Annotated in this window: 19 protein-coding genes; 11 read left to right on the plus strand and 8 right to left on the minus strand. The window is 72.4% G+C overall.

From position 1 onward, the window contains the following. Window positions 1-540 precede the first annotated feature (540 nt). From ilvD to IEZ01_RS16790, 4 genes are all read right to left on the minus strand, one after another. Complete coding sequence (gene ilvD / locus IEZ01_RS16775) at window positions 541-2,391, minus strand: dihydroxy-acid dehydratase (RefSeq protein WP_019888478.1); 1,851 nt, start codon at window positions 2,389-2,391, stop codon at window positions 541-543. A gap of 93 nt (window positions 2,392-2,484) precedes the next feature. Further along, window positions 2,485-3,228 (minus strand): TetR/AcrR family transcriptional regulator, encoded by a 744-nt coding sequence (locus IEZ01_RS16780; protein ID WP_078513371.1) that lies wholly within the window; start codon window positions 3,226-3,228, stop codon window positions 2,485-2,487. After that, a complete protein-coding gene (locus IEZ01_RS16785) occupies window positions 3,225-4,067 on the minus strand; it encodes a sugar phosphate isomerase/epimerase family protein (protein WP_078513370.1) in 843 nt (280 codons plus the stop codon). Before IEZ01_RS16785 ends, IEZ01_RS16780 begins: the two co-directional genes overlap by 4 nt. Before the next feature lie 290 nt (window positions 4,068-4,357). Next, window positions 4,358-5,323, minus strand: a complete 966-nt coding sequence (locus IEZ01_RS16790) for a Ppx/GppA family phosphatase (protein WP_052185671.1) — start codon at window positions 5,321-5,323, stop codon at window positions 4,358-4,360. Window positions 5,324-5,363: 40 nt separating this feature from the next. On the opposite strand from IEZ01_RS16790, the gene IEZ01_RS16795 reads away from it, so the two are divergent. Further along, entirely contained in the window at window positions 5,364-6,203 is an 840-nt protein-coding gene (locus IEZ01_RS16795; protein WP_229833014.1) for a DUF3109 family protein, read from the plus strand. A gap of 135 nt (window positions 6,204-6,338) precedes the next feature. On the opposite strand, the gene IEZ01_RS16800 is transcribed toward IEZ01_RS16795, so the two are convergent. After that, window positions 6,339-8,051 carry a BACON domain-containing protein gene (locus IEZ01_RS16800; RefSeq protein WP_444545488.1) on the minus strand — a complete coding sequence of 571 codons (1,713 nt, stop codon included), beginning with the start codon at window positions 8,049-8,051 and terminating at the stop codon, window positions 6,339-6,341. 176 nt (window positions 8,052-8,227) lie between these two features. On the opposite strand from IEZ01_RS16800, the gene radA reads away from it, so the two are divergent. Further along, window positions 8,228-9,634: a DNA repair protein RadA gene (radA, locus tag IEZ01_RS16805; RefSeq protein ID WP_019888471.1), complete on the plus strand. Its 1,407-nt coding sequence runs from the start codon at window positions 8,228-8,230 to the stop codon at window positions 9,632-9,634. A 126-nt stretch (window positions 9,635-9,760) separates the two neighbouring features. Then, entirely contained in the window at window positions 9,761-10,885 is a 1,125-nt protein-coding gene (disA, locus tag IEZ01_RS16810; RefSeq protein WP_189202415.1) for a DNA integrity scanning diadenylate cyclase DisA, read from the plus strand. 111 nt (window positions 10,886-10,996) lie between these two features. Here the strand turns inward: disA and IEZ01_RS16815 are convergent, their stop codons facing one another. Then, window positions 10,997-11,788 (minus strand): hypothetical protein, encoded by a 792-nt coding sequence (locus IEZ01_RS16815; RefSeq protein WP_189202526.1) that lies wholly within the window; start codon window positions 11,786-11,788, stop codon window positions 10,997-10,999. 294 nt (window positions 11,789-12,082) lie between these two features. On the opposite strand from IEZ01_RS16815, the gene IEZ01_RS16820 reads away from it, so the two are divergent. From IEZ01_RS16820 to cseC, 6 genes are all read left to right on the plus strand, one after another. Then, window positions 12,083-12,742, plus strand: a complete 660-nt coding sequence (locus tag IEZ01_RS16820; protein ID WP_019888467.1) for a phosphatase PAP2 family protein — start codon at window positions 12,083-12,085, stop codon at window positions 12,740-12,742. A gap of 22 nt (window positions 12,743-12,764) precedes the next feature. After that, window positions 12,765-13,772: an iron-sulfur binding domain-containing protein gene (locus IEZ01_RS16825; RefSeq protein ID WP_019888466.1), complete on the plus strand. Its 1,008-nt coding sequence runs from the start codon at window positions 12,765-12,767 to the stop codon at window positions 13,770-13,772. Window positions 13,773-14,007: 235 nt separating this feature from the next. Beyond that, on the plus strand, window positions 14,008-14,571 hold the full coding sequence (locus tag IEZ01_RS16830) for a SigE family RNA polymerase sigma factor (protein WP_019888465.1): 564 nt from the start codon (window positions 14,008-14,010) through the stop codon (window positions 14,569-14,571). After that, the gene (locus IEZ01_RS16835) at window positions 14,559-15,263 is read left to right on the plus strand and encodes a hypothetical protein (RefSeq protein ID WP_373287625.1); all 705 of its coding nucleotides are present in this window, start codon (window positions 14,559-14,561) and stop codon (window positions 15,261-15,263) included. Before IEZ01_RS16830 ends, IEZ01_RS16835 begins: the two co-directional genes overlap by 13 nt. Window positions 15,264-15,272: 9 nt before the next feature. Next, entirely contained in the window at window positions 15,273-15,977 is a 705-nt protein-coding gene (gene cseB / locus IEZ01_RS16840; protein WP_019888463.1) for a two-component system response regulator CseB, read from the plus strand. 52 nt (window positions 15,978-16,029) lie between these two features. Then, the gene (gene cseC / locus IEZ01_RS16845; RefSeq protein WP_019888462.1) at window positions 16,030-17,343 is read left to right on the plus strand and encodes a two-component system sensor histidine kinase CseC; all 1,314 of its coding nucleotides are present in this window, start codon (window positions 16,030-16,032) and stop codon (window positions 17,341-17,343) included. Window positions 17,344-17,433: 90 nt separating this feature from the next. Here cseC and IEZ01_RS16850 read toward each other — a convergent pair whose 3' ends face one another. Then, window positions 17,434-18,996, minus strand: coding sequence for an MDR family MFS transporter (locus IEZ01_RS16850; RefSeq protein WP_189202417.1), 1,563 nt, complete (start codon window positions 18,994-18,996; stop codon window positions 17,434-17,436). Window positions 18,997-19,114: 118 nt separating this feature from the next. Between IEZ01_RS16850 and IEZ01_RS16855 the strand changes: the two genes are divergently transcribed. Beyond that, window positions 19,115-19,669, plus strand: a complete 555-nt coding sequence (locus IEZ01_RS16855; protein WP_019888460.1) for a TetR/AcrR family transcriptional regulator — start codon at window positions 19,115-19,117, stop codon at window positions 19,667-19,669. Between the two features lie 12 nt (window positions 19,670-19,681). Here the strand turns inward: IEZ01_RS16855 and IEZ01_RS16860 are convergent, their stop codons facing one another. After that, entirely contained in the window at window positions 19,682-20,371 is a 690-nt protein-coding gene (locus IEZ01_RS16860) for a M23 family metallopeptidase (protein ID WP_189202419.1), read from the minus strand. 481 nt (window positions 20,372-20,852) lie between these two features. Between IEZ01_RS16860 and IEZ01_RS16865 the strand changes: the two genes are divergently transcribed. Beyond that, on the plus strand, window positions 20,853-23,933 hold the full coding sequence (locus IEZ01_RS16865) for an NACHT domain-containing protein (RefSeq protein ID WP_189202421.1): 3,081 nt from the start codon (window positions 20,853-20,855) through the stop codon (window positions 23,931-23,933). Window positions 23,934-23,974 lie beyond the last annotated feature (41 nt).

Consider the following 23,974-nt stretch of genomic DNA (forward strand, 5'->3'; position numbering starts at 1 on the left):
TCGCGGGCGGCGCCGCGGAGGCAGCTGACCGGGGTTTGGAAGGCCGCCCGAGCGACGCCCGACGCGGGCGAACCGGGCCGGGCCGCGGACCCCGGGGCCGGTGCCCGGGGTGGGCGCCGCAGGCACAACGCGGCCAGGACCGCTTGGGAGCCGCGGAGGCACCGACGCCAGGGGCGTGAGCGGCACCGGACGCGGCAGTCGCCGCAGGTCAGTTCCGGCGGTAGGCGGCCGGGCGATCCAGCCCGAGTCGCACCCCCGGGACCGACGGGCTGCACGCCGCCACAGCAGGGCGGGTACGGGACTGCGCCGCAGTCAGCGCCGACGGTACGCAGCCGCGCGAGCCGGCGCCCGGAGCGGGCCCCGGCCCCGGCGGGACGCACAGACGCCCGTACCGCCTATGGCGGAACGCGACCCGCAAGGCTCCAGCCTGCAGGTCCCGACCGGAGTCCGAGGCGGGCCCACCCAGCCTCGACGGGCGACCGGCCGGCAGGGCCGGACCCGGTGAGGCGGACCGACGGCCCGCCTCAAGCCCCCGCGCCCTCAGCCCAGCTTCGAGACGTCCCGCACCGCGCCTCTGTCCGCGCTCGTGGCCATCGCCGCGTACGCCTTCAGCGCCGCCGAGACCTTGCGTTCGCGGTTCTTCGGGGCGTAGACGCCGCCCAGCGCCTCGCGGCGGGCCGTCAGGGTCTCGGCGTCGACCAGGAGCTCGATGGAGCGGTTGGGGATGTCGATGCGGATGCGGTCGCCGTCCTCGACCAGGGCGATCGTGCCGCCCGAGGCCGCCTCCGGGGAGGCGTGGCCGATCGAGAGGCCCGAGGTGCCGCCGGAGAAGCGGCCGTCGGTGACGAGGGCGCAGGTCTTGCCCAGGCCGCGGCCCTTGAGGAAGGAGGTCGGGTAGAGCATCTCCTGCATGCCCGGGCCGCCGCGCGGGCCCTCGTAGCGGATGACGACGACGTCGCCCTCCTTGACCTGCTTGGTGAGGATCTTCTCGACCGCCTCGTCCTGCGACTCGCACACGACCGCCGGGCCCTCGAAGGTCCAGATCGACTCGTCGACGCCCGCCGTCTTCACGACGCAGCCGTCCTCGGCGAGGTTGCCGCGCAGGACCGCGAGGCCGCCGTCCTTGGAGTACGCGTGCTCGACGGAGCGGATGCAGCCGCCCTCCGCGTCGAGGTCCAGGGTGTCCCAGCGCTCGGACTGGGAGAAGGCCGTCGCGGAGCGCACGCAGCCGGGGGCCGCGTGCCAGAGGTCCATCGCCTCCGGCGAGGCGGTGCCGGAGCGGGCGTCCCACGTCGACAGCCAGTCCTCGAGGTTGGCGGAGTGGACCGTCGTCACGTCCTTGTTGAGCAGGCCGCCGCGGTGCAGCTCGCCGAGGATCGCGGGGATGCCGCCGGCGCGGTGCACGTCCTCCATGTAGTACGTGCCGCCGGGGGCCACGTTCGGCGCGACCTTGGCCAGGCACGGCACCCGGCGCGAGACCTCGTCGATGTCGGTGAGGTCGTAGTCGAGCCCGGCCTCCTGCGCGGCGGCCAGCAGGTGCAGGATCGTGTTGGTGGAGCCGCCCATGGCGATGTCGAGGGCCATGGCGTTCTCGAAGGCCTGGCGGGTGGCGATGTTGCGCGGCAGGACGGACTCGTCGTCGCCCTCGTAGTAACGCTTGGTGATCTCGACGACCGTGCGGCCGGCCTCCTCGTAGAGGGCGCGGCGGGCGGTGTGCGTGGCGAGGACCGAGCCGTTGCCGGGCAGGGCCAGGCCGATGGCCTCGGCGAGGCAGTTCATCGAGTTCGCGGTGAACATGCCCGAACAGGAACCGCAGGTCGGACAGGCGTTCTCCTCGATGCGGAGCACATCGGCGTCGGAGACGTTCTCGTTGGCCGCGTCGACCATCGCGTCGATCAGGTCGAGCTTGCGGACGGTGCCGTCCACGAGGGTGGCCTGGCCGGCCTCCATCGGGCCGCCGGAGACGAAGACGACCGGGATGTTGAGGCGCATGGCGGCCATCAGCATGCCGGGGGTGATCTTGTCGCAGTTGGAGATGCAGATCAGGGCGTCGGCGCAGTGGGCCTCGACCATGTACTCCACGCTGTCCGCGATCAGGTCGCGGGAGGGCAGGGAGTAGAGCATGCCGGCGTGGCCCATGGCGATGCCGTCGTCGACCGCGATGGTGTTGAACTCGCGGGGGACGGCGCCGGCCGCGCGGATGGCGTCGGAGACGATCCGGCCGACGGGGGCCAGGTGCGTGTGGCCGGGGACGAACTCGGTGAAGGAGTTGGCGACGGCGACGATCGGCTTGCCGATGTCCTCGCTCGCTACGCCCGACGCCCGCATTAGGGCGCGGGCGCCCGCCATGTTGCGGCCATGGGTGACAGTGCGGGACCTCAGCTCGGGCATCGTCGCTCGCTCCTCGTGACGGGTGTTCCTACGAGCGAGCGTACGCCGCCTCTCCAAGATCTGGACATCATGTCCGTATGGCGGACTGGTTGTTCAGCTTTCGGTCAGGTACCGCTGGAGGGTCGGGGCCACCATCGCCACGATCGTCTCCGGGTCCGCCGAGGCCAGCGGCTCCATGCGCAGGACGTACCGCAGCATCGCGATGCCGAGCATGTGGGAGGCCGCCAGCTCCGCCCGGAACTTCGGGTCGGGTACGTCGAGCTCGGCCGCGATCCGTTCCAGCAGCCGCCGCAGCACGAAGCCGCGCAGCACCTTCGCCGCGGTCTCGTGGGTCACCGCGGAGCGGATGATCGCGAGGAGCGGCGCCCGGGTCTGCTCGTTCTCCCAGATGGAGAGGAAGAAGCGGGCCAGCCGCTCGCCGATGCCCTCGGCGCCCTCGCCGAGCAGCGCCGGGACGACCATGGCGGGTTCGAAGGAGACCTCGATGGCGGCGGCGAAGACCTCGTCCTTCGTACCGAAGTAGTGGTGGACGAGTGCCGGGTCCACGTCGGCGGCCTTGGCGATGCCGCGTACGGACGTCTTGTCGTAGCCGCGCTCGGCGAACAGCTCCCGGGCCGCCTCCAGAATCCGTTCGCGGGCGCCGGGCCCGGTGTCCTCGGCGGAACGGGCGGGCCGGCCGCGACGGCGGGGTGCCGGATCGGTCGCCGGATCGGACGGCGGGCCGGTCACCGGGTCGCTCGGCGAATCGCTCACCGGGCCGGTCGGCGGACCGGACGACGAATCGGTCGGCGAATCGGTCGGTGGCTCGCTCACCGGGTCGGTCGGTGAATCGGTCATGCGCGCGGGACCCGCGGCGAGGAGGAGGGCGCCGCCGCGGACGCCAGGTGCAGGCGGGTGAAGGCGAGCGCCTCGGCGAGGTCGGCCTCCCGTTCGGCGGCAGACATCGCGCGACGGGTGTTGACCTCGACCACCACATGGCCGTCGAAGCCGCGGCGGGCGAGCCGCTCCAGCACCTCGGCGCACGGCTGGTCGCCGCGGCCCGGGACCAGGTGCTCGTCCTTGGCGGAGCCCTTGCCGTCGGCGAGGTGGACATGGCCGAGGCGGTCGCCCATCCGGTCCAGCATGGCGAGGGTGTCCGTGCGGGAGGTGGCGGTGTGGGAGAGGTCGATCGTGTAGTGGCGGTAGTCGTCCTTGGTGACGTCCCACTCGGGGGCGTAGGCGAGCATCTCCCGGTCCCGGTAGCGCCAGGGATACATGTTCTCCACCGCGAACCGTACTTCCGTCTCGTCGGCCATCCGCCAGATGCCGGAGACGAAGTCGCGCGCGTACTGGCGCTGCCAGCGGAACGGCGGATGCACCACGACCGTGGTGGCGCCCAGCTTCTCGGCGGCGGCCTGGGCGCGCTGGAGCTTCACCCACGGGTCGGTGGACCAGACGCGCTGGGTGATCAGCAGGCAGGGCGCGTGGACGGCCAGGATCGGCACCTGGTGGTAGTCGGAGAGGCGGCGCAGCGCCTCGATGTCCTGGCTGACCGGGTCCGTCCAGACCATGATCTCGACGCCGTCGTAGCCGAGGCGCGCGGCGATCTCGAAGGCCGTCGCCGTCGACTCCGGATAGACCGAGGCCGTCGACAGGGCGACCTTCGCATCCGGGATGCGCACCACCTGTTCTGCCACGAGGGACAGCGTACGGGCCGTCGCGGGGCGGAGGGAGGCCGGTCCAGGCCCCCCGGCCCCGGCATTCCCCGTCCGGGCGCCGGGCGCATCCTCCGTACGGGTCCGGTCGGCCCTCTCCCGTACCGGTCGGGTCGGTCCTTCTCGTACGGGTCCGGTCGGCCCTTCTCCGTACGGTCCGCACCGCCCTGGGCGCGTCCGAGTCACGCCCCGGGGCGGCTCTGGGTCACGGCTCCGGCCGGCCCTCCCCCGCACTGCCATGGCACCGCCCCGTACGGCTCCGGCCCCGCCCCCTACACCTCCGGCAGCGGGCCCGGCGCCGGGGCCGCTGCCTCCGGGAGGTGGTCCAGGCGGCGCAGGATGACGCCCTCGCGCAGCGCCCAGGGGCAGATCTCCAGCTCCTCCACGCCGAACAGGTCCATCGCGCCCTCGGCGACCAGCGCCCCGGCGAGCAGCTGGGCGGCGCGGCCCTCGGAGACGCCCGGGAGCGCGGCGCGCTGGCCGGAGGTCATGGCGGAGAGCTTGGGGACCCATTCCTCCAGGTCCTTGCGGCTGAGCTCGCGCTGGACGTAGAGGCCCTCGCCGGAACCTGGCGCGCCGGCGATCCGGGCGAGTTGCTTGAAGGTCTTGGACGTGGCCACGACATGGTCGGGCGGTCCGAAGCGGGTGAACTCGTGGACCGTACGGGCGATCTGGGCGCGGACGTGGCGGCGCAGGGCGCGTACGTCCGTGGCGTCGGCCGGGTCGTCGGGCAGCCAGGCGGCGGTGAGGCGGCCCGCGCCGAGCGGGAGGGAGACGGCGGCGTCGGGTTCCTCGTCGATGCCGTATGCGATCTCCAGGGAGCCGCCGCCGATGTCGAGGAGGAGCAGCTTGCCGGCGGACCAGCCGAACCAGCGGCGGGCGGCGAGGAAGGTGAGCCGGGCCTCCTCCTCGCCGGAGAGGACCTGGAGGTCGACGCCGGTCTCGTCCTTCACGCGCGCGAGGACGGCGTCGGCGTTGCTGGCCTCACGGACGGCGGAGGTGGCGAACGGCAGGACCTCTTCGCAGCCCTTGTCCTCGGCGGCCTGGAGGGCGGCGTGCACGGTGGCGATGAGCCGGTCGACCCCGTCGGTGCCGATTGCTCCCGAGGCGTCGAGGAGTTCGGCGAGGCGCAACTCCGCCTTGTGGGAGTGGGCGGGCAGGGGGCGGGCGCCGGGGTGGGCGTCCACCACCAGCAGGTGCACTGTGTTCGAACCGACGTCGAGGACTCCGAGTCTCATGGACGGAACGCTACTGCGCCCGCGCGCATACGCTTGTGGTGTGCCAAAGACGAAAAAGGCGAAGCCGGGCAAAGAAGCCGTGAAGGCCATCAAGCCCCTCAAGACGCCCAAAAAGCCGGGCAAAACTCTCGAACAAGACGAGAAGGGTCTTGATTTTGCGCGTGCCTGGGTCGAGTTCCCGGACCCGGCCGACGACGAGCAGATCTTCCGCTGCGACCTGACGTGGCTCACCTCACGCTGGACGTGCATCTTCGGCAGCGGCTGCCAGGGGATCCAGGCCGGCCGGGCCGACGACGGCTGCTGCACGCTGGGCGCCCACTTCTCCGACGAGGACGACGAGCGGCGGGTCGCCTCGCACGTGGCGCGGCTCACGCCGGACCTGTGGCAGTTCCACGACGTCGGCACGGCGAGCGGCTGGGTGCAGAAGGACGAGGACGGCGAGCGGCAGACCCGGCGCTGGGAGGGCTCGTGCATCTTCCAGAACCGGCCGGGCTTCAAGGGCGGCGCGGGCTGCTCGCTGCACATCCTGGCCCTCAACGAGGGCCGGGAGCCGCTGGAGACCAAGCCGGACGTGTGCTGGCAGCTGCCGGTGCGCCGGACGTACGACTGGATCGACCGCCCCGACGACAGCCGGGTGCTGCAGATCTCGATCGGTGAGTACGACCGGCGCGGCTGGGGCCCGGGCGGCCATGACCTGCACTGGTGGTGCACCTCGGCGACGTCCGCGCACGGCGCGGGTGAGCCGGTGTACGTGACCTACCGCCCCGAGCTGACGGAGCTGATGGGCAAGGAGGCGTACGAGGTGCTGGTGGGCCTGTGCGAGGCGCGGCTGGCGTCCCAGCTGCCGCTGGTCGCCCCGCACCCGGCCGACCCGCACTGACCCGCTGAGCCAAGGACTCCGCTGAGCCCGCTGACCCGCCGAGTCCGGGGCCCGCTGACCGCTGATCCGCTGACCCCAGGGGCCTGCTGACCCGCAGGCCCGCTGCCCCCGAGGGCCACCGCCCCATCGGGCCGCTCAGCTCGGTGAGGGCGGGGCTGTCGCCGGGTCGCTCGGGGGCACGCTCTGTGACGGCGTCGGGGTCGGGGTCGGCGAGGGGGGCTGCGACGACGGCGGCTGGGACGACGGTGGCGCGGTCGGCGGCTCGGAGGAGGGCGGCTGCGGCGAAGGCGGCGTGCTGGAGGGCGGCGCCGGCGCGCCGTGGCCGCCGATCTCGACGACCGCGCCCGCCGGCTCCACGCCCACCCGCCCGCTCCAGGGGCCGTGCGGTTCGCGCGCGTGGTCCACGGCGATGTGGATCGTCACGGACTCGCCGGGCCGCAGCGTGCCGGACGTCCGGCTCACGACGAGCCAGGGCGCGTCCGTCCACAGCGTCCAGACGACCGGCTCACCGCCGGAGGCGGTGAGGGTGAGGACCGTCGCGCCGTCGGCCGGCTGCGCGGTGACCGTGAGCCGGCCGGGGCCGTGCCCGGGGCGGCCGGGCGGGGCGGGTGTGCCGGTGCTGATCACTTCCACGCCGACGTCCGGGGTTCGCCCGCCGGTGGTGAAGCGTGAGTCGGGCTTCGTACGGGCGTTGCCCGTGTTCTCGTAGTGCTCGGGCGGGCGGACGTCCATCCCGGCGGGCTCGTCCACCTCGCTCGCGGTGACCCGGGAGCCGCCCTGGGCCTCGCCGGTGAGCGGGGCGCCGCGATAGGCGGCCCACAGGGCGAGGACGGGCGCGGCGACGACGGCCGCGACGACGGTGGTGGTGACGGCGCGGGCCCGCAGCCGGTCGCGCCGGGCAGCGTGGTCCTTGGGGTCCATCGGGAAGCCGCCGGGCCCGAAGCGCGGGGCCCCGGCACGCGCGCGTGGTACGTGCAGCATCGCGACGTACGCGGCGGCCCTCGGCGCCTCGACGACCGGCAGCCGGGCCGGGGTGACGCTCGCGCCCGGCCAGGGGCCGCTCGCTCCGGCGCGTTCGGCGACCCGGCGGCAGCGCGGGCAGTCGTCGACGTGCCGGACGAGTTCGCGGCGCAGGGCGGCCGAGAGCAGGACCTGGTGGTCACCGGTGAGGCGGGCGACGGTGGCGCAGCTGCCGGTCTCGACGACGGCGAGCGCGGCGCGGGTGCGTTCCACCTCGCAGGCGGCGGAGGCGAGGAGGTCGCGGGCGGCGAGCGGGTCCAGGCCGAGGACGGCGGCGACCTCCTTGGGGGCGAGCTGGTGTCGTACGGCCAGCTCCAGGGCCTCGCGCTGTTCGGGGGTGGTGCCGGCCGCCTCCGGCCAGGCGAGCAGGGCCAGTTCGGCGCGGCGGCGCTCGGCGGTCTCCTCGGAGACGGGGGGCTCGGTCGGCGGGACGACGGCGGGGCGGCCCGTGTGCGCGCCCTGGCGCTTGCGGCGCTGTTCGCCGAGGCTGCGCAGACAGGCCCAGCGGGCCAGCGCGTAGAGCCAGGCCTTCCGCTCGGCCTCGTCGGCGGGACATCGGCCGTGCTGGCGCTCGGCGATGGCGAGGACGTCGCCGAGGACCGCGGTGGCCGTGTCGTGGTCACAGAGCACCGCGAGGCAGTACGTGAACAGTCCGTCGAGGTAAGGCTCGTAGCGGGAGGGCGGGCGCCGGCGGAGCGTCCGGGAGGCGGATCCCTCGGAAGAGGTGGTGGCGCCGGCGGGGGTGTCCGAGACGGACCGGGGCGCGCGCCGGTGCGCCCGGTGTGCGCCGGTGGTGTGGGTGGGGGGTTCCAGCCTGCTGCTCGTCACCCGGCGACGGTAGGCAAGGGAGAGCATGCCCTTCGCGCGCCTTGCGTACTTTTAATCCTTACGGGTGAACGTATCCCTCAAAAGGGGACACGGGGCGCCCTTCGCACGCCCCTGTGCGCCCCCCTGAACGGGCCGCGGCGGCGGCGTTGTCAGTGGGCACCGCTACGGTTTGGCGCATGGCTGCCCGTACGAAATCCGCCAAGGACCGGCCGTCCTATCGCTGCACCGAGTGCGGCTGGACGACCGCCAAGTGGCTCGGCCGTTGCCCGGAGTGCCAGGCCTGGGGGACGGTCGAGGAGTACGGCGCGCCCGCCGTCCGTACGACCGCCGTGGGCCGGGTCTCCACCGCCGCGGTCCCCATCGCGCAGGTCGACGGGCGTCAGGCCACGGCCCGTACGACCGGAGTGGCCGAGCTGGACCGGGTCCTGGGCGGCGGACTCGTGCCCGGGGCGGTGGTGCTGCTCGCCGGCGAGCCGGGTGTCGGCAAGTCCACGCTGCTGCTGGACGTGGCGGCGAAGGCGGCCGGCGACGAGCACCGCACGCTCTATGTGACCGGCGAGGAGTCCGCGAGCCAGGTCCGGCTGCGCGCCGACCGGATCGGCGCGCTGAGCGATCATCTCTACCTGGCCGCCGAGACCGACCTCTCCGCGGTGCTGGGGCATCTGGACGCGGTCAAGCCGTCGCTGCTGATCCTGGACTCGGTGCAGACGGTGGCCTCTCCGGAGATCGACGGGGCGCCGGGCGGCATGGCGCAGGTGCGGGAGGTCGCCGGGGCGCTGATCCGGGCCTCCAAGGAGCGGGGCATGTCCACGCTGCTGGTCGGCCATGTCACCAAGGACGGGGCCATCGCCGGGCCGCGGCTGCTGGAGCATCTCGTCGATGTCGTGCTGCACTTCGAGGGCGACCGGCACGCGCGGCTGCGGCTGGTGCGCGGCGTCAAGAACCGCTACGGCGCGACGGACGAGGTCGGCTGCTTCGAGCTGCACGACGAGGGGATCACCGGTCTCGCCGATCCCTCGGGGCTCTTCCTCACCCGTCGTGACGAGCCCGTGCCGGGCACCTGCCTGACGGTGACCCTGGAGGGCCGCCGGCCGCTGGTGGCCGAGGTGCAGGCGCTCACGGTCGATTCGCAGATCCCCTCGCCGCGGCGGACCACCTCGGGGCTCGAGACCTCCCGGGTCTCGATGATGCTGGCGGTCCTGGAGCAGCGCGGCCGGATCACCGCGCTCGGCAAGCGGGACATCTACAGCGCGACGGTGGGCGGGGTGAAGCTCTCCGAGCCCGCCGCCGATCTCGCCATCGCGCTGGCCCTGGCGTCCGCCGCGAGTGACACCCCGCTGCCGAAGAACCTGGTCGCGATCGGCGAGGTGGGCCTCGCGGGCGAGGTGAGACGCGTCACGGGCGTGCAGCGGCGCCTCGCGGAGGCGCACCGCCTGGGCTTCACCCACGCCCTGGTGCCGGGCGATCCGGGGAAGGTCCCGGCGGGCATGAAGGTGCTCGAGGTGGCGGACATGGGGGACGCGCTGCGGGTGCTGCCGCGCAGCCGGCGGGCCCCCGCGCGGGAGGCGGACCCGCTCGGCTGACGGGCCGCGGGCGGGGCGGCCCGGAGGCGGCCGGGGAGCGGCGCAGCGATTGCCCACACCGGCGCGACAGCCGGGTCGCTAGACTTTGCCCTGGTCTCGCCCATCCGTACGAGCCGGAGGAGTGCAGTGGCAGCCAAGGACGGGGCAGCAAATCCCGGAAAGTCCGGCGGAGGCTCCGGCATCGAAGCGCTGATGCGGGCGTCCCTGAGCGCCGTCGCTCCCGGCACGTCCCTGCGGGACGGTCTGGAGCGCATCCTCCGTGGCAACACCGGCGGTCTGATCGTCCTCGGCATGGACAAGACCGTCGAGTCGATGTGCACGGGCGGTTTCGTGCTGGACGTGGAGTTCACCGCGACCCGGCTGCGTGAGCTGTGCAAGCTGGACGGCGCGCTCATCCTCGACAAGGACATCACCAAGATCCTGCGGGCCGGTGTCCAGCTCGTCCCGGACGCCTCCATCCCCACGGAGGAGACGGGCACTCGCCACCGCACCGCGGACCGGGTCTCCAAGCAGTGCGGTTTCCCGGTCGTCTCGGTCTCCCAGTCGATGCGGCTCATCGCGCTCTACGTGGACGGCGAGCGCCGGGTGCTGGAGGAGTCCGCCGCGATCCTCTCCCGCGCCAACCAGGCCCTCGCCACCCTGGAGCGGTACAAGCTGCGGCTCGACGAGGTCGCCGGGACGCTCTCCGCGCTGGAGATCGAGGACCTGGTGACGGTCCGGGACGTGACCGCCGTCGCGCAGCGGCTGGAGATGGTGCGCCGGATCGCCACCGAGATCGCGGAGTACGTGGTCGAGCTGGGCACCGACGGCCGGCTCCTCTCGCTCCAGCTGGACGAGTTGATCGCGGGCGTGGAGCCGGAGCGCGAGCTGGTCATCCGGGACTACGTCCCCGAGCCGACCGCGAAGCGGTCCCGTACGGTCGCCGAGGCGCTCACCGAGCTCGACGCGCTGACCCATGCCGAGCTCCTCGAACTTCCCATAGTGGCCCGGGCGTTGGGGTACAGCGGCTCTCCCGAGACGCTGGACTCGGCGGTCTCCCCGCGCGGCTACCGGCTGCTGGCGAAGGTGCCGCGGCTGCCGGGCGCCATCATCGAGCGGCTGGTGGAGCACTTCGGCGGGCTGCAGAAGCTGCTCGCGGCGAGCGTCGACGACCTGCAGACGGTCGACGGCGTGGGCGAGGCCCGGGCCCGCAGCGTCCGCGAGGGCCTCTCCCGGCTCGCGGAGTCCTCGATCCTCGAGCGGTACGTCTGAACCCGCGTACGCGGTAGCTGTCGGCCGTACGTACGGCGGAGGCGGCGGGACCCTCGGGTCCCGCCGCCTCGCCACAAGCCCTTGCCGTCGGATTCGCCGTCGGCCTTGAGGTCAGTCCTTGGCCAGCGTGAACGACGCCGGCATCACCTTCACGCCCGGCACCTGCGCCTCGACGAGATACGTTCCGGGCTCCACCGCCCGCGTCGGCGGCGTCGCGCACTGCGGGGCGCTGCGCGCCCGGTCCCACTCCACGGTGTGGGTGATCGTGCCGCCCGCCGGAACGCGCAGCAGCAGGCTGCCGGCCGTGCGCGGGCAGTCCTTCGAGGACCAGACGTCGTCGTCCTCGCTGTCGCTGATCGTCAGAACCGCCTGCCGGGGCCCGAAGTCGGCCTTGCAGGTGGTCGCCGAGGTGTTGCGGACGATCAGCTGGAACTGCGGCCGCTCACCGGGCGCGTAGGAGACCTTCATGGTGCGCAGGGTCAACTGCAGGGAGCTGGGCGGGCAGTTGGGCAGCGGGGAGTTCGCGGGGACCTGCTGGCCGGCGCCGGCGCCCGTGCCGGCGGCGGCGCCGCTGCCGACGGTGTCGCCGTTCTTGCCGCCGTCGCCGCCGGTGCCCGTACCGCTGTCGGAGGGGTCGCCGTCACTCTCGCCGGATGCGCCCGACTCGTCGCGTCCGCCGGGCTGTTCACTGATCGCCGGGCCGGAGGAGGAGGGGCCCGGGGTGATGGCGGGCGGCTTGGGCGAGGCGCCGTTGGCGCCGTCGCTGGGGGTGCCGCTCCCGTTGCCCCCCAGTGAGGCGACGGCCCAGGCGATGAGCACGGCCATCAGTGCGATCAGGCACAGCGCGACCGCCCTCCGTCGCCAGTAGATGGAGGAGGGAAGCGGCCCGACCGGATTGCGCATAGATCCCACGGACGAAACCTTACGAGAGAACGGGACCAACTCCCGCCCCACATGCCGCCTCAGACCTCAAGTTTTGCCGATGATCACATCCGATGACGGGACAGAACGGGCCGCCGGGTCGGACCGGCCGACAGGCGGGGCGGGCCGCCGTCCGGTCCGGGGCTGGCCGCCCTCAGGTCCGGTTCCGGACGCCGTCCGGTCCGGTTCCGGTCGCCACCCCCTACTTTCGTCGGGGGCGGATGGCGACGAAGGCCACGGGCGAGCTCCTGACCTGGCCAGGTACGGTCCTTGACCATGAGCCAGGACCTCTACCTCACCATCACCGACTTCGCCCGCAGCACCCCCTCGTGGTTCCAGTTCCTCGCCGAACTGTGGACCGAGGCCGGGCTGCTGCTCTTCGGAGTGCTCTTCGTCGTCGGCTGGTTCAGATCCCGCTCCCTGGATTCCCGCGCCATGGCGCTCGCGCTGCTCGCGCCGCTCGCGACCGCCTTCGGCTATGTGGTGAGCGAGGCGTTCAAGTCGCTCGTGGACGAGGAGCGTCCGTGCCGGGCGGTGGTGGGTGCCGGACCGTCGTTGGTGGAGTGCCCGCCGTACGGCGACTGGTCCTTCCCCAGCAACCACTCGGCGATCGCCGGGGCCGCCGCGATGGCGGTGACCCTCGCGCTGGTCGCCTCGTGGCGGTGGATCGCCTGGCCGGCGGCGGTGATGGCGGTGCTGATGGCGTTCTCCCGGGTCTTCGTCGGCGTGCACTACCCGCATGACGTGACGGTCGGTCTGGTGCTCGGCGCGCTGATCGCGTTCCTCTTCATGCGCCTGCTCACCAAGCCAGCCGTGGGGCTCGTGGAAGCCTGTCGGTCCAGCCGCAACGGCGCAGTGGTGTGGTGCGTGGGGCGCGGAGCGCGCGCGCACGCCGCCACCGTGCGCCGGGAGCAGGTACACCACCACTCGTCCTGAACGTGTCAGGATCGGAGGTGCCATGACTGCCACAGACGCCCCTTCCGAAGCCCCTGTCCCGGCGTCCTCCGAGTTCCTCGACGCCGAGGCCCCCACCCCCGATGTCCTTGACGCCCCCCAGGCCGACGAGGCGGCCCTGCTCCACGCGCCCGTGCTGGCGTGGTTCGAGCAGCACGCCCGTGACCTGCCCTGGCGCCGCCCCGAGGCCGGTGCCTGGGGCGTGATGGTCAGCGAGTTCATGCTCCAGCAGACCCCGGTCGCGCGGGTCCTGCCGGTCTACGAGCAGTGGCTGGCCCGCTGGCCCCGCCCGGCCGACCTGGCCGCCGAAGCCCCCGGCGAAGCCGTGCGCGCCTGGGGCCGGCTCGGCTATCCGCGCCGTGCGCTGCGCCTGCACGGGGCGGCCGTGGCGATAACGGAGCGGCACGGCGGCGACGTGCCCAGCGACCACGGGCAGCTGCTCGCGCTGCCCGGCATCGGGGAGTACACGGCGGCGGCCGTGGCCTCCTTCGCCTACGGGCAGCGGCACGCCGTGCTCGACACCAATGTGCGCCGGGTCTTCGCGCGGGCGGCGACCGGCATCCAGTACCCGCCCAACGCCACCACCGCCGCCGAGCGGCGCCTGGCCCGTGCGCTGCTGCCGGCCGACGAGCCGACGGCGGCGCACTGGGCCGCCGCATCGATGGAGCTGGGCGCGCTGGTGTGCACGGCCCGCAACGAAGCGTGCGAGCGGTGTCCGATCGCCTCCCGGTGCGCCTGGCGGCTCTCGGGGAAGCCGGCGCACGACGGCCCGCCGCGCCGGGGCCAGACGTACGCCGGTACCGACCGGCAGGTGCGCGGCCGGCTCCTCGCCGTGTTGCGGGAGGCCCCCTCGCCCGTACCCCAGGCGGCGCTGGACGCCGTGTGGGCCGATCCGGTGCAGCGGGCCAGGGCGCTGGACGGGCTGGTGGCCGACGGGCTGGTGGAGCCGCTGGCGCAGGGCATGTACCGGTTGCCGACGGGCCGCCCCGTGCGCCCGGCCACGCACTCCTGACCCCGACCCCGAGCCTCCGGAAAACGGAGTCACCACCCCCGGTCCGCACCCCCGAAACCCCTCCGGGCCTGGGGTTTCACCGTCCGCAACCATCTGACACAAACGCTGTTACACAACCGATGGGCAGCCGTGCATCCGCCGACGGCTGCCCCGGACAACCCCGTGACAACACCTCCGTAGCTTCAGTGGCGCAAAGAGGGACCACGCAGTTTCACGGGGATCGGAGGCGGTTCGGATGGCGCACGGCGAGGTGCTCGAGTTCGAAGAGTACGTACGCACGCGGCAGGAGGCCCTGCTGCGCAGCGCCCGGCGCCTCGTCCCCGACCCGGTGGACGCGCAGGACCTGCTCCAGACCGCGCTGGTTCGTACGTACGGCCGCTGGGACGGTATAGCGGACAAGTCGCTCGCGGACGCGTACCTTCGCCGGGTGATGATCAATACGCGCACCGAGTGGTGGCGCGCCCGCAAGCTGGAAGAGGTGCCCACCGAGCAGCTGCCCGACGCGAGCGTCGACGACGCCACCGAGCAGCACGCCGACCGCGCCCTGCTGATGGACGTGCTGAAGGTGCTCGCGCCGAAGCAGCGCAGCGTCGTGGTGCTGCGGCACTGGGAGCAGATGAGCACCGAGGAGACCGCCGCCGCGCTCGGAATGTCGACCGGTACGGTGAAGAGCACGCTCCACCGTGCGCTGGCGCGGCTACGCCAGGAACTGGAGAGCCGAGGCATCGACGACGCCCGTGCTCTGGAGCGGTCCGGCGGACGACGTGACGAAGGGTGGCGGGAGCGGTGCGCGGCCTGAGGGCCAGACACGACATCGACGGCGCGCGCCACGACGCGCGCCGTTTCGGCGGCATCGGGGCGGCGAGCACCACGGCAGTGGCCGGGCTCGTCGCCGTCGGCGTGTTCGTGGTCGGCTGTTCGACCGGTGGTACGGGCTCCCGTGACGAGGGCGCGGCCTCCCGGCCCGACCAGACCTCGCCGACGGCGGCCGTCCCGTCCGCGCCCGCGTCCTCCACGGCCCACTTCAAGAAGGTCGACGCGGCCCGGCTGATCAAGTCCGACCCCAAGGTGAGCGACCAGGTCAAGGCCGACCTGAAGCCGTGCGTGAAGAACATCTACCCCGTGGACACCTCCTACGGGAACCTGACCGGCGGGCCCGCGCCCGACGTCATAGTGAACGTGATGACCTGCGGTGACGCGGTCGGCATCGGCACGTACGTGTACCGCGAGGAGGGCGGCGAGTACAGGAACGTGTTCGCCACCGAGGACGCGGCGGTGTACGCGACGATCGACCGGGGCGATCTGGTGGTGACCAAGCAGGTGTACGCCAAGGGGGATCCGGTGGCGTACCCCTCCGGCGAGGACGTGATCACGTACCGCTGGTCGGGGAGCAAGTTCACCCAGCACGACTGGGTGCACAACGACTACAGCAAAGCGGTCGGCGACGGAGGCATCGACAGCCCGTCGACGGCCGCACCGAGCGAGAACTGAGAGCGCGCGATGGCCGAGACCCATGTGCTGTTCGTCGAGGACGACGACGTCATCCGGGAAGCCACCCAGCTGGCGCTGGAGCGGGACGGCTTCGCGGTGACCGCGATGCCGGACGGGCTGTCCGGGCTGGAGGCGTTCCGCGAGCGGCAGCCCGACATCGCCCTCCTGGACGTGATGCTGCCGGGCATGGACGGGGTCAGCCTGTGCCGCCGGATCCGTGACGAGTCGACCGTGCCGGTGATCATGCTGTCGGCGCGCGCCGACTCCATCGACGTGGTCCTCGGTCTGGAGGCGGGCGCCGACGACTATGTCACCAAGCCCTTCGACGGGTCGGTGCTCGTCGCGCGGATCCGGGCAGTGCTGCGCCGCTTCGGCCACGCCGGCGGGCCGGCGGCCGGCGGCGACGGGCAGGGGGCCTCGGACGAGCGCGGGGTGCTGGTCTTCGGCGACCTGGAGGTCGACACCGAGGGCATGGAGGTCCGCAGGGGCGGCGCGCCGGTGGCGCTGACGCCGACCGAGATGCGGCTGCTGCTGGAGTTCTCGGCGTCCCCGGGCACCGTCCTGTCGCGTGACCGGCTGCTTGAGCGGGTGTGGGACTACGGCTGGGGCGGCGACACCCGGGTGGTGGACGTCCATGTCCAGCGGCTGCGGACGAAGATCGGGCAGGACCGGATCGAGACGGTCCGCGGCTTCGGATACAAGCTCAAGCCATGACCCCGACCCATGACCCCGCTCCCCCGGGACCCGCGGCCATAGGACTGGACGGATGAGGCGGTTCGCGCTCCGGACGGGCGTCCGCTGGAAGATCTCGATCGCGATCGCCGCGGTGGGCGCGCTGATCGCGGTGGCGCTCAGCCTGGTCGTGCACAACGCGGCGCGCGTCTCGATGCTGGAGAACGCGCGCGAGGTGCAGATGGAGCGGCTGCTCTTCGCGCAGCGGATGTACGAGTCCGCCAAGCCCAAGGAGCCCCGCTTCGGGACCAAGCTCAACGACCCGATGCTGCCGCCCGAGCTCGGCGAGCTCATGCGCGACCAGCGGCGCGGCACCTTCGTGCAGGAGCACGGCGACGGCGGTCCGCCGGACGTGTGGGCGGCGGTGCCGCTGGCCAACGGCGACATCCTGTCCCTGCACATCCCCTTCGCCGACCGCAGCGCCAAGATCATGGCCGATCTGGACCGGGCCCTGATCATCGGCTCGGTGACGGTCGTCTTCGGCGGCTGCGCGCTCGGTGTGCTCATCGGCGGTCAGCTCTCCCGCCGGCTGCGCAAGGCCGCGGCGGCGGCCGGGAAGGTCGCGCAGGGCAATACGGACGTACGGGTCCGCAACGCCATCGGCGGCGTCGTGCGGGACGAGACGGACGAGCTGGCGCGGGCGGTCGACGCCCTCACCGACGCGCTGCACGAGCGGATCGAGGCGGAGCGCCGGGTCACCGCTGACATCGCGCACGAGCTGCGGACGCCGGTGACCGGGCTGCTCACGGCCGCCGAACTGCTGCCGCCTGGCCGGCCCACCGAGCTCGTACGGGACAGGGCGCAGGCGATGCGGACGCTCGTCGAGGACGTGCTGGAGGTCGCCCGGCTGGACGGGGCGTCCGAGCGGGCGGAGCTTCAGGAGATCGCGCTGGGCGAGTTCGTCGAGCGGCGGGTGCGGGCGCTGAACCCGGAGACGGTGGTCCATGTGGTCCACGAGTCGTGGGTGAACACCGATCCGCGCCGTCTGGAGCGGATCCTGGGCAATCTGCTCGCCAATGCCGCCAAGCACGGTAAGCCGCCGGTGGAGGTCACCGTCGAGGGCCGGGTCGTACGGGTCCGTGATCACGGCCCGGGGTTCCCGGAGGCGCTGCTGCGGGAGGGTCCGAGCCGGTTCCGTACGGGCGCGAGCGACCGGGCCGGGCACGGGCACGGTCTTGGTCTGACGATCGCGGCGGGGCAGGCGCGGGTGCTGGGGGCGCGGCTGACGTTCCGCAACGCGGCGCCGGAGGGAGCGGAGAGGTCCGGCGGGGCGATCGCGGTCCTGTGGCTGCCGGACCACGCGCCGACGAACACGGGCAGCTTTCCGATGATCCAGTTCCCGGAGTAGCGCACCATCTGTACGGGTGAGGCCCCCGGTGCCCGTGTGGGCGCCGGGGGCCTCGCTGTTGTGCAACGGGGTCGGACCGGTTCGGCCGGATCAGACCGGCTCGGCGACCTTCACCTCGGGTGACGGGGAGACCGCGGCGGGCTCGGGGCCCGCGCCACGGAGCGGGACCTCCTTGACGAAGAAGGCCGCGAGGAAGCCGATCACCGCGACCGCCGCGCCGAGCAGGAACGCGGAGTGCGTTCCCGCGGCGACGGCGTGCTGGTACGCCTCGCGCAGCGCCTCCGGGAGCTTCGCCAGACTCGCCGCGTCCAGCTGCGCGGACTGCTGGGTGAGCCCGGCGCCGCCCCGGGCGGCCATCTCCGACTGCACCCGGCTGGTGAAGAGCGCGCCCATGAGCGCCACGCCGAAGGACGAGCCGAGCGTGCGGAAGAGGGTCGAGGACGAGGAGGCGACGCCCATGTCCTTCATCTCGACGCTGTTCTGCGCGACCAGCATGGTGATCTGCATCAGGAAGCCCATGCCCGCGCCGAGCACGGCCATGTAGACGCCGGAGGTGAGCCGGGAGGTCCCGGTGTCCATCTGGGCGAGGAGGAACAGCCCGACGACCATCAGGGCGCCGCCGACGATGGGGAAGATCTTGTACTTGCCGCTGTTGGTGGTGACCCGGCCCGCGATCAGCGAGACGACCATCATCGACAGCAGCATCGGCAGGAGCAGCAGCCCGGAGTTGGTGGCGGAGGCGCCCTGCACGGACTGCTGGAACAGCGGCAGGAAGAGCACCGCGCCGAACATCACGAAGCCGGTGAGGAAGCCGATCACGGCCATGAGGGAGAAGTTGCGGCTGCGGAAGATGTGCAGCGGCACGATCGGGTCGGCGGCGCGGGTCTCCACGTACAGGAAGGCACCGAGGGCGGCGGCCCCGAGGGCGGTCAGACCGAGGATGGTGGCGGAGCCCCAGGCGTACTCGGTTCCGCCCCAGGTGGTGACCAGCACGATGGCGGTGATGCCGACGGTCAGCAGGGTGGCGCCGAGGTAGTCGATCCGGGTGCTCGCGCGCTCCTTCTTCGGCAGGTGGAGCACGGCGGTGACCATGGCGAGCGCGACGGCGCCGAGCGGCAGGTTGATGTAGAAGGACCAGCGCCAGCCCCAGTGGTCGGTGATGGTGCCGCCGACGAGCGGGCCGCCGATCATGGCCAGGGCCATCACGCCGGCCATCATGCCCTGGTACTTGCCACGGTCGCGGGGCGGTATCAGATCGCCGATGATCGCCATCACACCGACCATGAGGCCGCCCGCGCCCAGGCCCTGGACGGCACGGAAGCCGATCAGCTGGCCCATGTCCTGCGCCATGCCGCTGAGCGCCGAACCGATCACGAAGATCACGATCGAGGTGAGGAAGACGCCCTTGCGGCCGTACATGTCACCGAGCTTGCCCCAGATCGGGGTGGAGGCGGCGGTGGCGAGGGTGTAGGCAGTGACCACCCAGGAGAGGTGCTCAAGGCCGCCGAGCTCGCCCACGATGGTCGGCATCGCGGTGCCGATGATCACGTTGTCGAGCATGGCGAGCAGCATCGCGATCATCAGCGCGAGGAGGACCACCCGCACGCTGCGCGGCCGTTTCGCCTCGTTGCCGGTGTCTGTCGTCGCGTCCATCGTGATCACTCCCGCCCCGCCCGGCGCTTACTTGCCGACCGGCTAGTTGACTACAATGGGGACGGTAGACGCGTAACTAGCCGGGCGTCAAGTAAGTTTCGTGGGAGAGCAGGCAGTCATGGTCAGAGGCAACACGCGCCAGCGCATCCAGGACGTCGCCCTCGAACTCTTCGCCGAGCAGGGCTACGAGAAGACCTCGCTGCGCGAGATCGCCGAGCGGCTGGAGGTCACGAAGGCGGCGCTCTACTACCACTTCAAGACCAAGGAAGACATCCTCGTCGGGCTCTTCCACGACCTCACCCGCCCCATGGACGAGCTGATCGCCTGGGCCGAGGAGCAGCCGCGCACCCTGGAGACCAAGCAGGAGATCCTGCGCCGCTACCAGGTCGCGCTCGCCCACGCGGCCCCGCTGTACCGCTTCATGCAGGAGAACCAGGCGACGGTGCGCGACCTGAGCATCGGCCTGACGTTCAAGGAGCGCATGCTCACGCTGATCGACCTGGTGCAGGAGCCGGACTTCTCCATGAAGGACAAGGTCCGCTGCGTCAGCGCGATGTTCACCATGCACGCGGGGATGTTCTTCATGCAGAACGTCGAGGGCGACCCCGAGGACAAGCATGAAGCCGTCCTCGAGGTCGCCCTCGATCTGGTCGCCCAGGCCCACGGGGCCTGAAGGTCGGACCGGTCAGATGGTGACGCCGTTCGAGCGCAGGAAGGCCGCCGGGTTCAGGGCCGAGCCGTAGTTCGGGGTGGTGCGGACCTCGAAGTGCAGGTGGGGACCGGAGGAGTTGCCGGTGTTGCCGGACAGCGCGATCGTCTGGCCGGTCTTCACCTTCTGGCCGATCTTCACGTTGATCTTCGACAGGTGGGCGTACTGCGAGTACTTGCCGTTGGCGTGCTTGACGACGATGGCGTTGCCGTACGCGGGGCCGTCGCCGCCACCGTTCGGGCCGGCCTTCACGACGGTGCCGGCGCCGGCGGCCTTGACCGGGGTGCCGACCGGTACGGCGAAGTCCTGGCCGGAGTGCTTGTGGGACCACATGGCGCCACCCTGGTTGAAGCTGGCGGTCAGGGTGTAGCCGATGACCGGCTTGACCCAGGCGGCCGGCTTCTTGGCGGCCTTGGCCTTCGCGGCCTTCGCCTTGGCGACGGCGGCCTTGAGCTGGGCGGCCTGGACCTTGGCGGCAGCGGCGGCAGCCTGCGCGTCGGCCTGCGCGGCGACGGCGGCGGACGTACCGGCCGCGACGGCCGGGACAGCGGCCTTGTTCTCAGCGGCGAAGGCACTTCCGGCCCCGGACACGACGGTTGCACCCAGGCCGGCGGCGATCAGGGCGGCGACGGTGGTACGGGCGGAATGCTTGGCGCGCTTCGACATACGGGAAAGACCTCCGGACAAGAGCGGACCCGACGCGAGCGGCGCGCCGGGCGGTGGTGCCATCCCTTGGTAACCCACGCCCCCATCTCGACTCAAAGGCCCCATCTACGACATTGCGTCGTAGCGATCTCCCGCGCCGGCAAGGTCTTGACGCGCCGGAAACCCGGCCTCCAAATACGGACAAAACATGATGAGGAATTGGGTTTAACCCCATGTCCGGCAAGCCCGAAAGGCTCCCAGGGGCGGGGGATCCGCCCACCGAGGTCCAACCGGCCCGAAGGTCCCGCCCCAGACCTGCCGAACGTCCCGAAATGGGTGGTATCGCCACCACTATTCCGCGTAGTACGCCCGAAAACGCCTGTGCGCCTTGTCACGGCGCGGGACGCCCCAATGCGACCTGGGTCACGCAACCAAGCCCCCTCGAAACCCGTCCGTCGTTAGGCTGACGATCGGATCGATCTTGCTTCTCGGGGGGACGGACATGGATCCAGCGATCATCGGCACCCGCCTCGCGTCCAGCGCCATCGGGCCGCTGGTCCGCAGGCTCCTCGTCCAGGACGGCCCGGGGGCGGGCCTCACCGACCGCCGCATCCGCCTCTCCCGCCTCGTCTCCTTCCGCGGCGAGAAGCGCACCCTCACCGACCGGGACGTGCGCACCCTGGCGGCCGCCCTGGTCGAGGAGTCCATGAGCGGCGGCTCCGGGGCCTCCCGGGCCGAGCGGCCGTTCCCGCCCGACGAGACCGAGGCCGTCGTCGACGCCCTGGCCCGCACCCTGCTGGCCCTCGGCGACCTCGACATGGACGACGTACAGGCGGTCCGCCTCGGCCACCGCGACCTGGCCCGCTGGCTGCGCTCGGCCGGACCCGCCCCGGACGGGCTCTCCCAGGACGCCACGCTCTACCTGGAGTCCGTCACCGAGTGGGCGTGCCTGCACATCCTGCACTTCTTCACCCAGCGCTCCACCTTCGTCGCCCGCACCCTGGTCGAGCAGAGCCGTGACCAGGCGGAACTCATCGCCAAGGTCGACGCGCTGATCACCCGCACGCCACGCGCCGACGCGCGGGACGCGGAGTTCGAGCGCCGCTATCTCGCGTATGCCGCCAAGAGGCACGGCAGCCTGACCATCTACGGCATCGATCTGCACCACTCACCGGACGCCTGGCCGCTGGACGTGGCGTATCTGTCGCTGGAGGCGACGGGCACCCCGGCCGAGCAAGGCTCCACGAACAAGGACGGCAAGGTATATGCGGTGCCGGGCGGCCGGCCGCCGGCCCGCCTGCGTGACATCCGTGTCCTCGCCGCCGCCCGCGCCCCCCTCTCCGCCGACCAGGCTCTCGCCCGCCACCCCCGCGTCCTGCTGCGCGGCCTCGCCGGCTCCGGCAAGACCACGCTCGTGCAGTGGCTCGCGGTCTCGGCCACCCGCGACAAGCGGGATGGCGGAGGCGGGATGGGGTACCTGCGCGACCGGATCCCGTTCGTCCTCCCGCTGCGCACCCTCACCCGGCACGGCGAGCGCCTGCCCGCCCCCGACCGTTTCCTGTCCGCCGTCGGCTGCCCGCTGACCGCGCCGGACGGGTGGGCCGACCGGGTCCTGACCGCCGGGCGCGGGCTGATCCTCGTCGACGGCATCGACGAGGTCCCCGAGGCCGAGCGGGACCGCGCCCGCCGCTGGCTGCGCGACCTGCTCGCCACGTACGACGGCAACCGCTGGCTGGTCACCTCCCGCCCCTCGGCCGTACGGGACGACTGGCTCACCCCCGACGGATTCGCCGAGCTCACCCTCTCGCCGATGAAGAAAGCCGAGGTCACCGCCTTCGTCCAGCGCTGGCACCAAGCCGCGGGGCCGGACGCGCAGCCGTACGAGCAGCCCCTGCTCGACGCCCTGCGCACCTCCCCCGACCTGGCACTCCTCGCCACGAACCCGCTGATGTGCGGGCTCATCTGCGCCCTCCACCGGGACCGCCGGGGCTATCTGCCGCGCGGCCGGAAGGCGCTGTACGACGCCGCGCTGTCCATGCTGCTCACCCGCCGCGACCGGGAGCGGGACATGGGCACGCCGTACGGGGTCGACCTCGGCGAGGCCCCACAGATCCAGCTCTTCCAGCGCCTCGCGTACTGGCTCACCCTCAACGGCCGCACCGAGATGGACCGCTCCCACGCCGAGTCGATCGTCCGCGCGGCGATCCCGGCGATCCCGGAAGCCGCCGCCCACGCCGACCCCGACGCCCTCTTCAACCACCTCCTGCACCGCAGCGGCCTGCTGCGCCGCCCAGGCCCCGACACGGTCGACTTCGTCCACCGCACCTTCCAGGACTATCTGGCGGCGAAGGCGCTGGTCGACGAGTGGCACATCGGGGTCCTGACCGACCACGCGGCGGACGACCAGTGGGAGGACGTCATCCGCATGAGCGTGGCCCACGCCCGCCCGCGTGAGGCCGCCGACATCTTCCGGGAGCTGCTGGCCGCTGCGGACGCGGCGGAGGACCGCCGTACACAGCTGCGGATCCTGGTCGTGGCGGCCACGGCCCTGGACCACGCCACGGAGGTCGCCCCCGAGATCCGCCGGGCGATCCTGGACCGCACGGCGGAGGTCATCCCGCCGCGTACGGCGGAGGAGGCACGCGAGCTGGCATCGGCGGGGCGCGCGGTGCTCGAACTGCTGCCGGGGCCGGAAGGGCTGGAGGACGAGCAGGCGGAGATGGCGGTGGTCGCGGCCTCCCACATCAAGATCGACGCGGCCCTGCCCTACCTGCGGCGCTTCACCGAGCACCGGTCTCTGCGGGTTCGGTCGCAGCTGGTCTGGGCATGGTCGCGGTACGAGACGAGGACGTACGGGGAGGAGATCGTGGCCCGGCTCGATCCGGCCGAGCTCGAATACACGATCACGAATGACGAGCAGGCCGAGGAGATCCAGCGTCTAGGGCTGCGCCCGGACCGGCTGGACGTCCGCGGGGAGGTCTCCGACGGCGCCGTGACCACCCTCCTGGTCTTCTGCGACCCGGTCGGCCTGAACCTGCACAGGGCCGGCGAACGGCCGGACCTGAGCGCGCTGACCGGCCTGGGCCGGCTGGAGGACCTGATGCTCCAGTTGGACGACGACGCGGCCTGGAGCATGGAGGTCCTGCCGTCGTCGCTGACCTCGATCGCGTTCCCCGGATGGCCCGAGGAGGGTCTACTGGGACTGCGTGACCGCGAGAGTCTGGTGCATCTCGACCTCACCGACGCCGACCTGACGGACGACCGCTGGGCGGAGATCGCCTCCCTTCCACGCCTCAGAGCCTTCACCTTGCAGCCCCGGGACTTCACGTTCTTCGCCGACGGACGGTACATGCCGGACATCGAGTGGCTGGCCCTCGTCACCGGCGGCACGGGCTGCATCCTGGACCCCGTGGTGCACGCGTTCCCGGGGCTCAGGGTCTTCGAGATCATCGGCCCGCAGGACGCGCACCCGCTCGACCTTGCCCCCCTGGCGGCCCTGCGCCGGCTGGAGCAGGTCCGTACCGCCGACATCCCGGTCACCGGCGCAGACCAGCTCCCCGACTCTATCGAGGTCCACAACTGACCTTGCTCTCGGCTGAATTGTGGGCCCGGGCACCCGGCCTC

The organism is Streptomyces purpureus (genome assembly GCF_014648195.1).
Lineage (GTDB): Bacteria > Actinomycetota > Actinomycetes > Streptomycetales > Streptomycetaceae > Streptomyces > Streptomyces purpureus.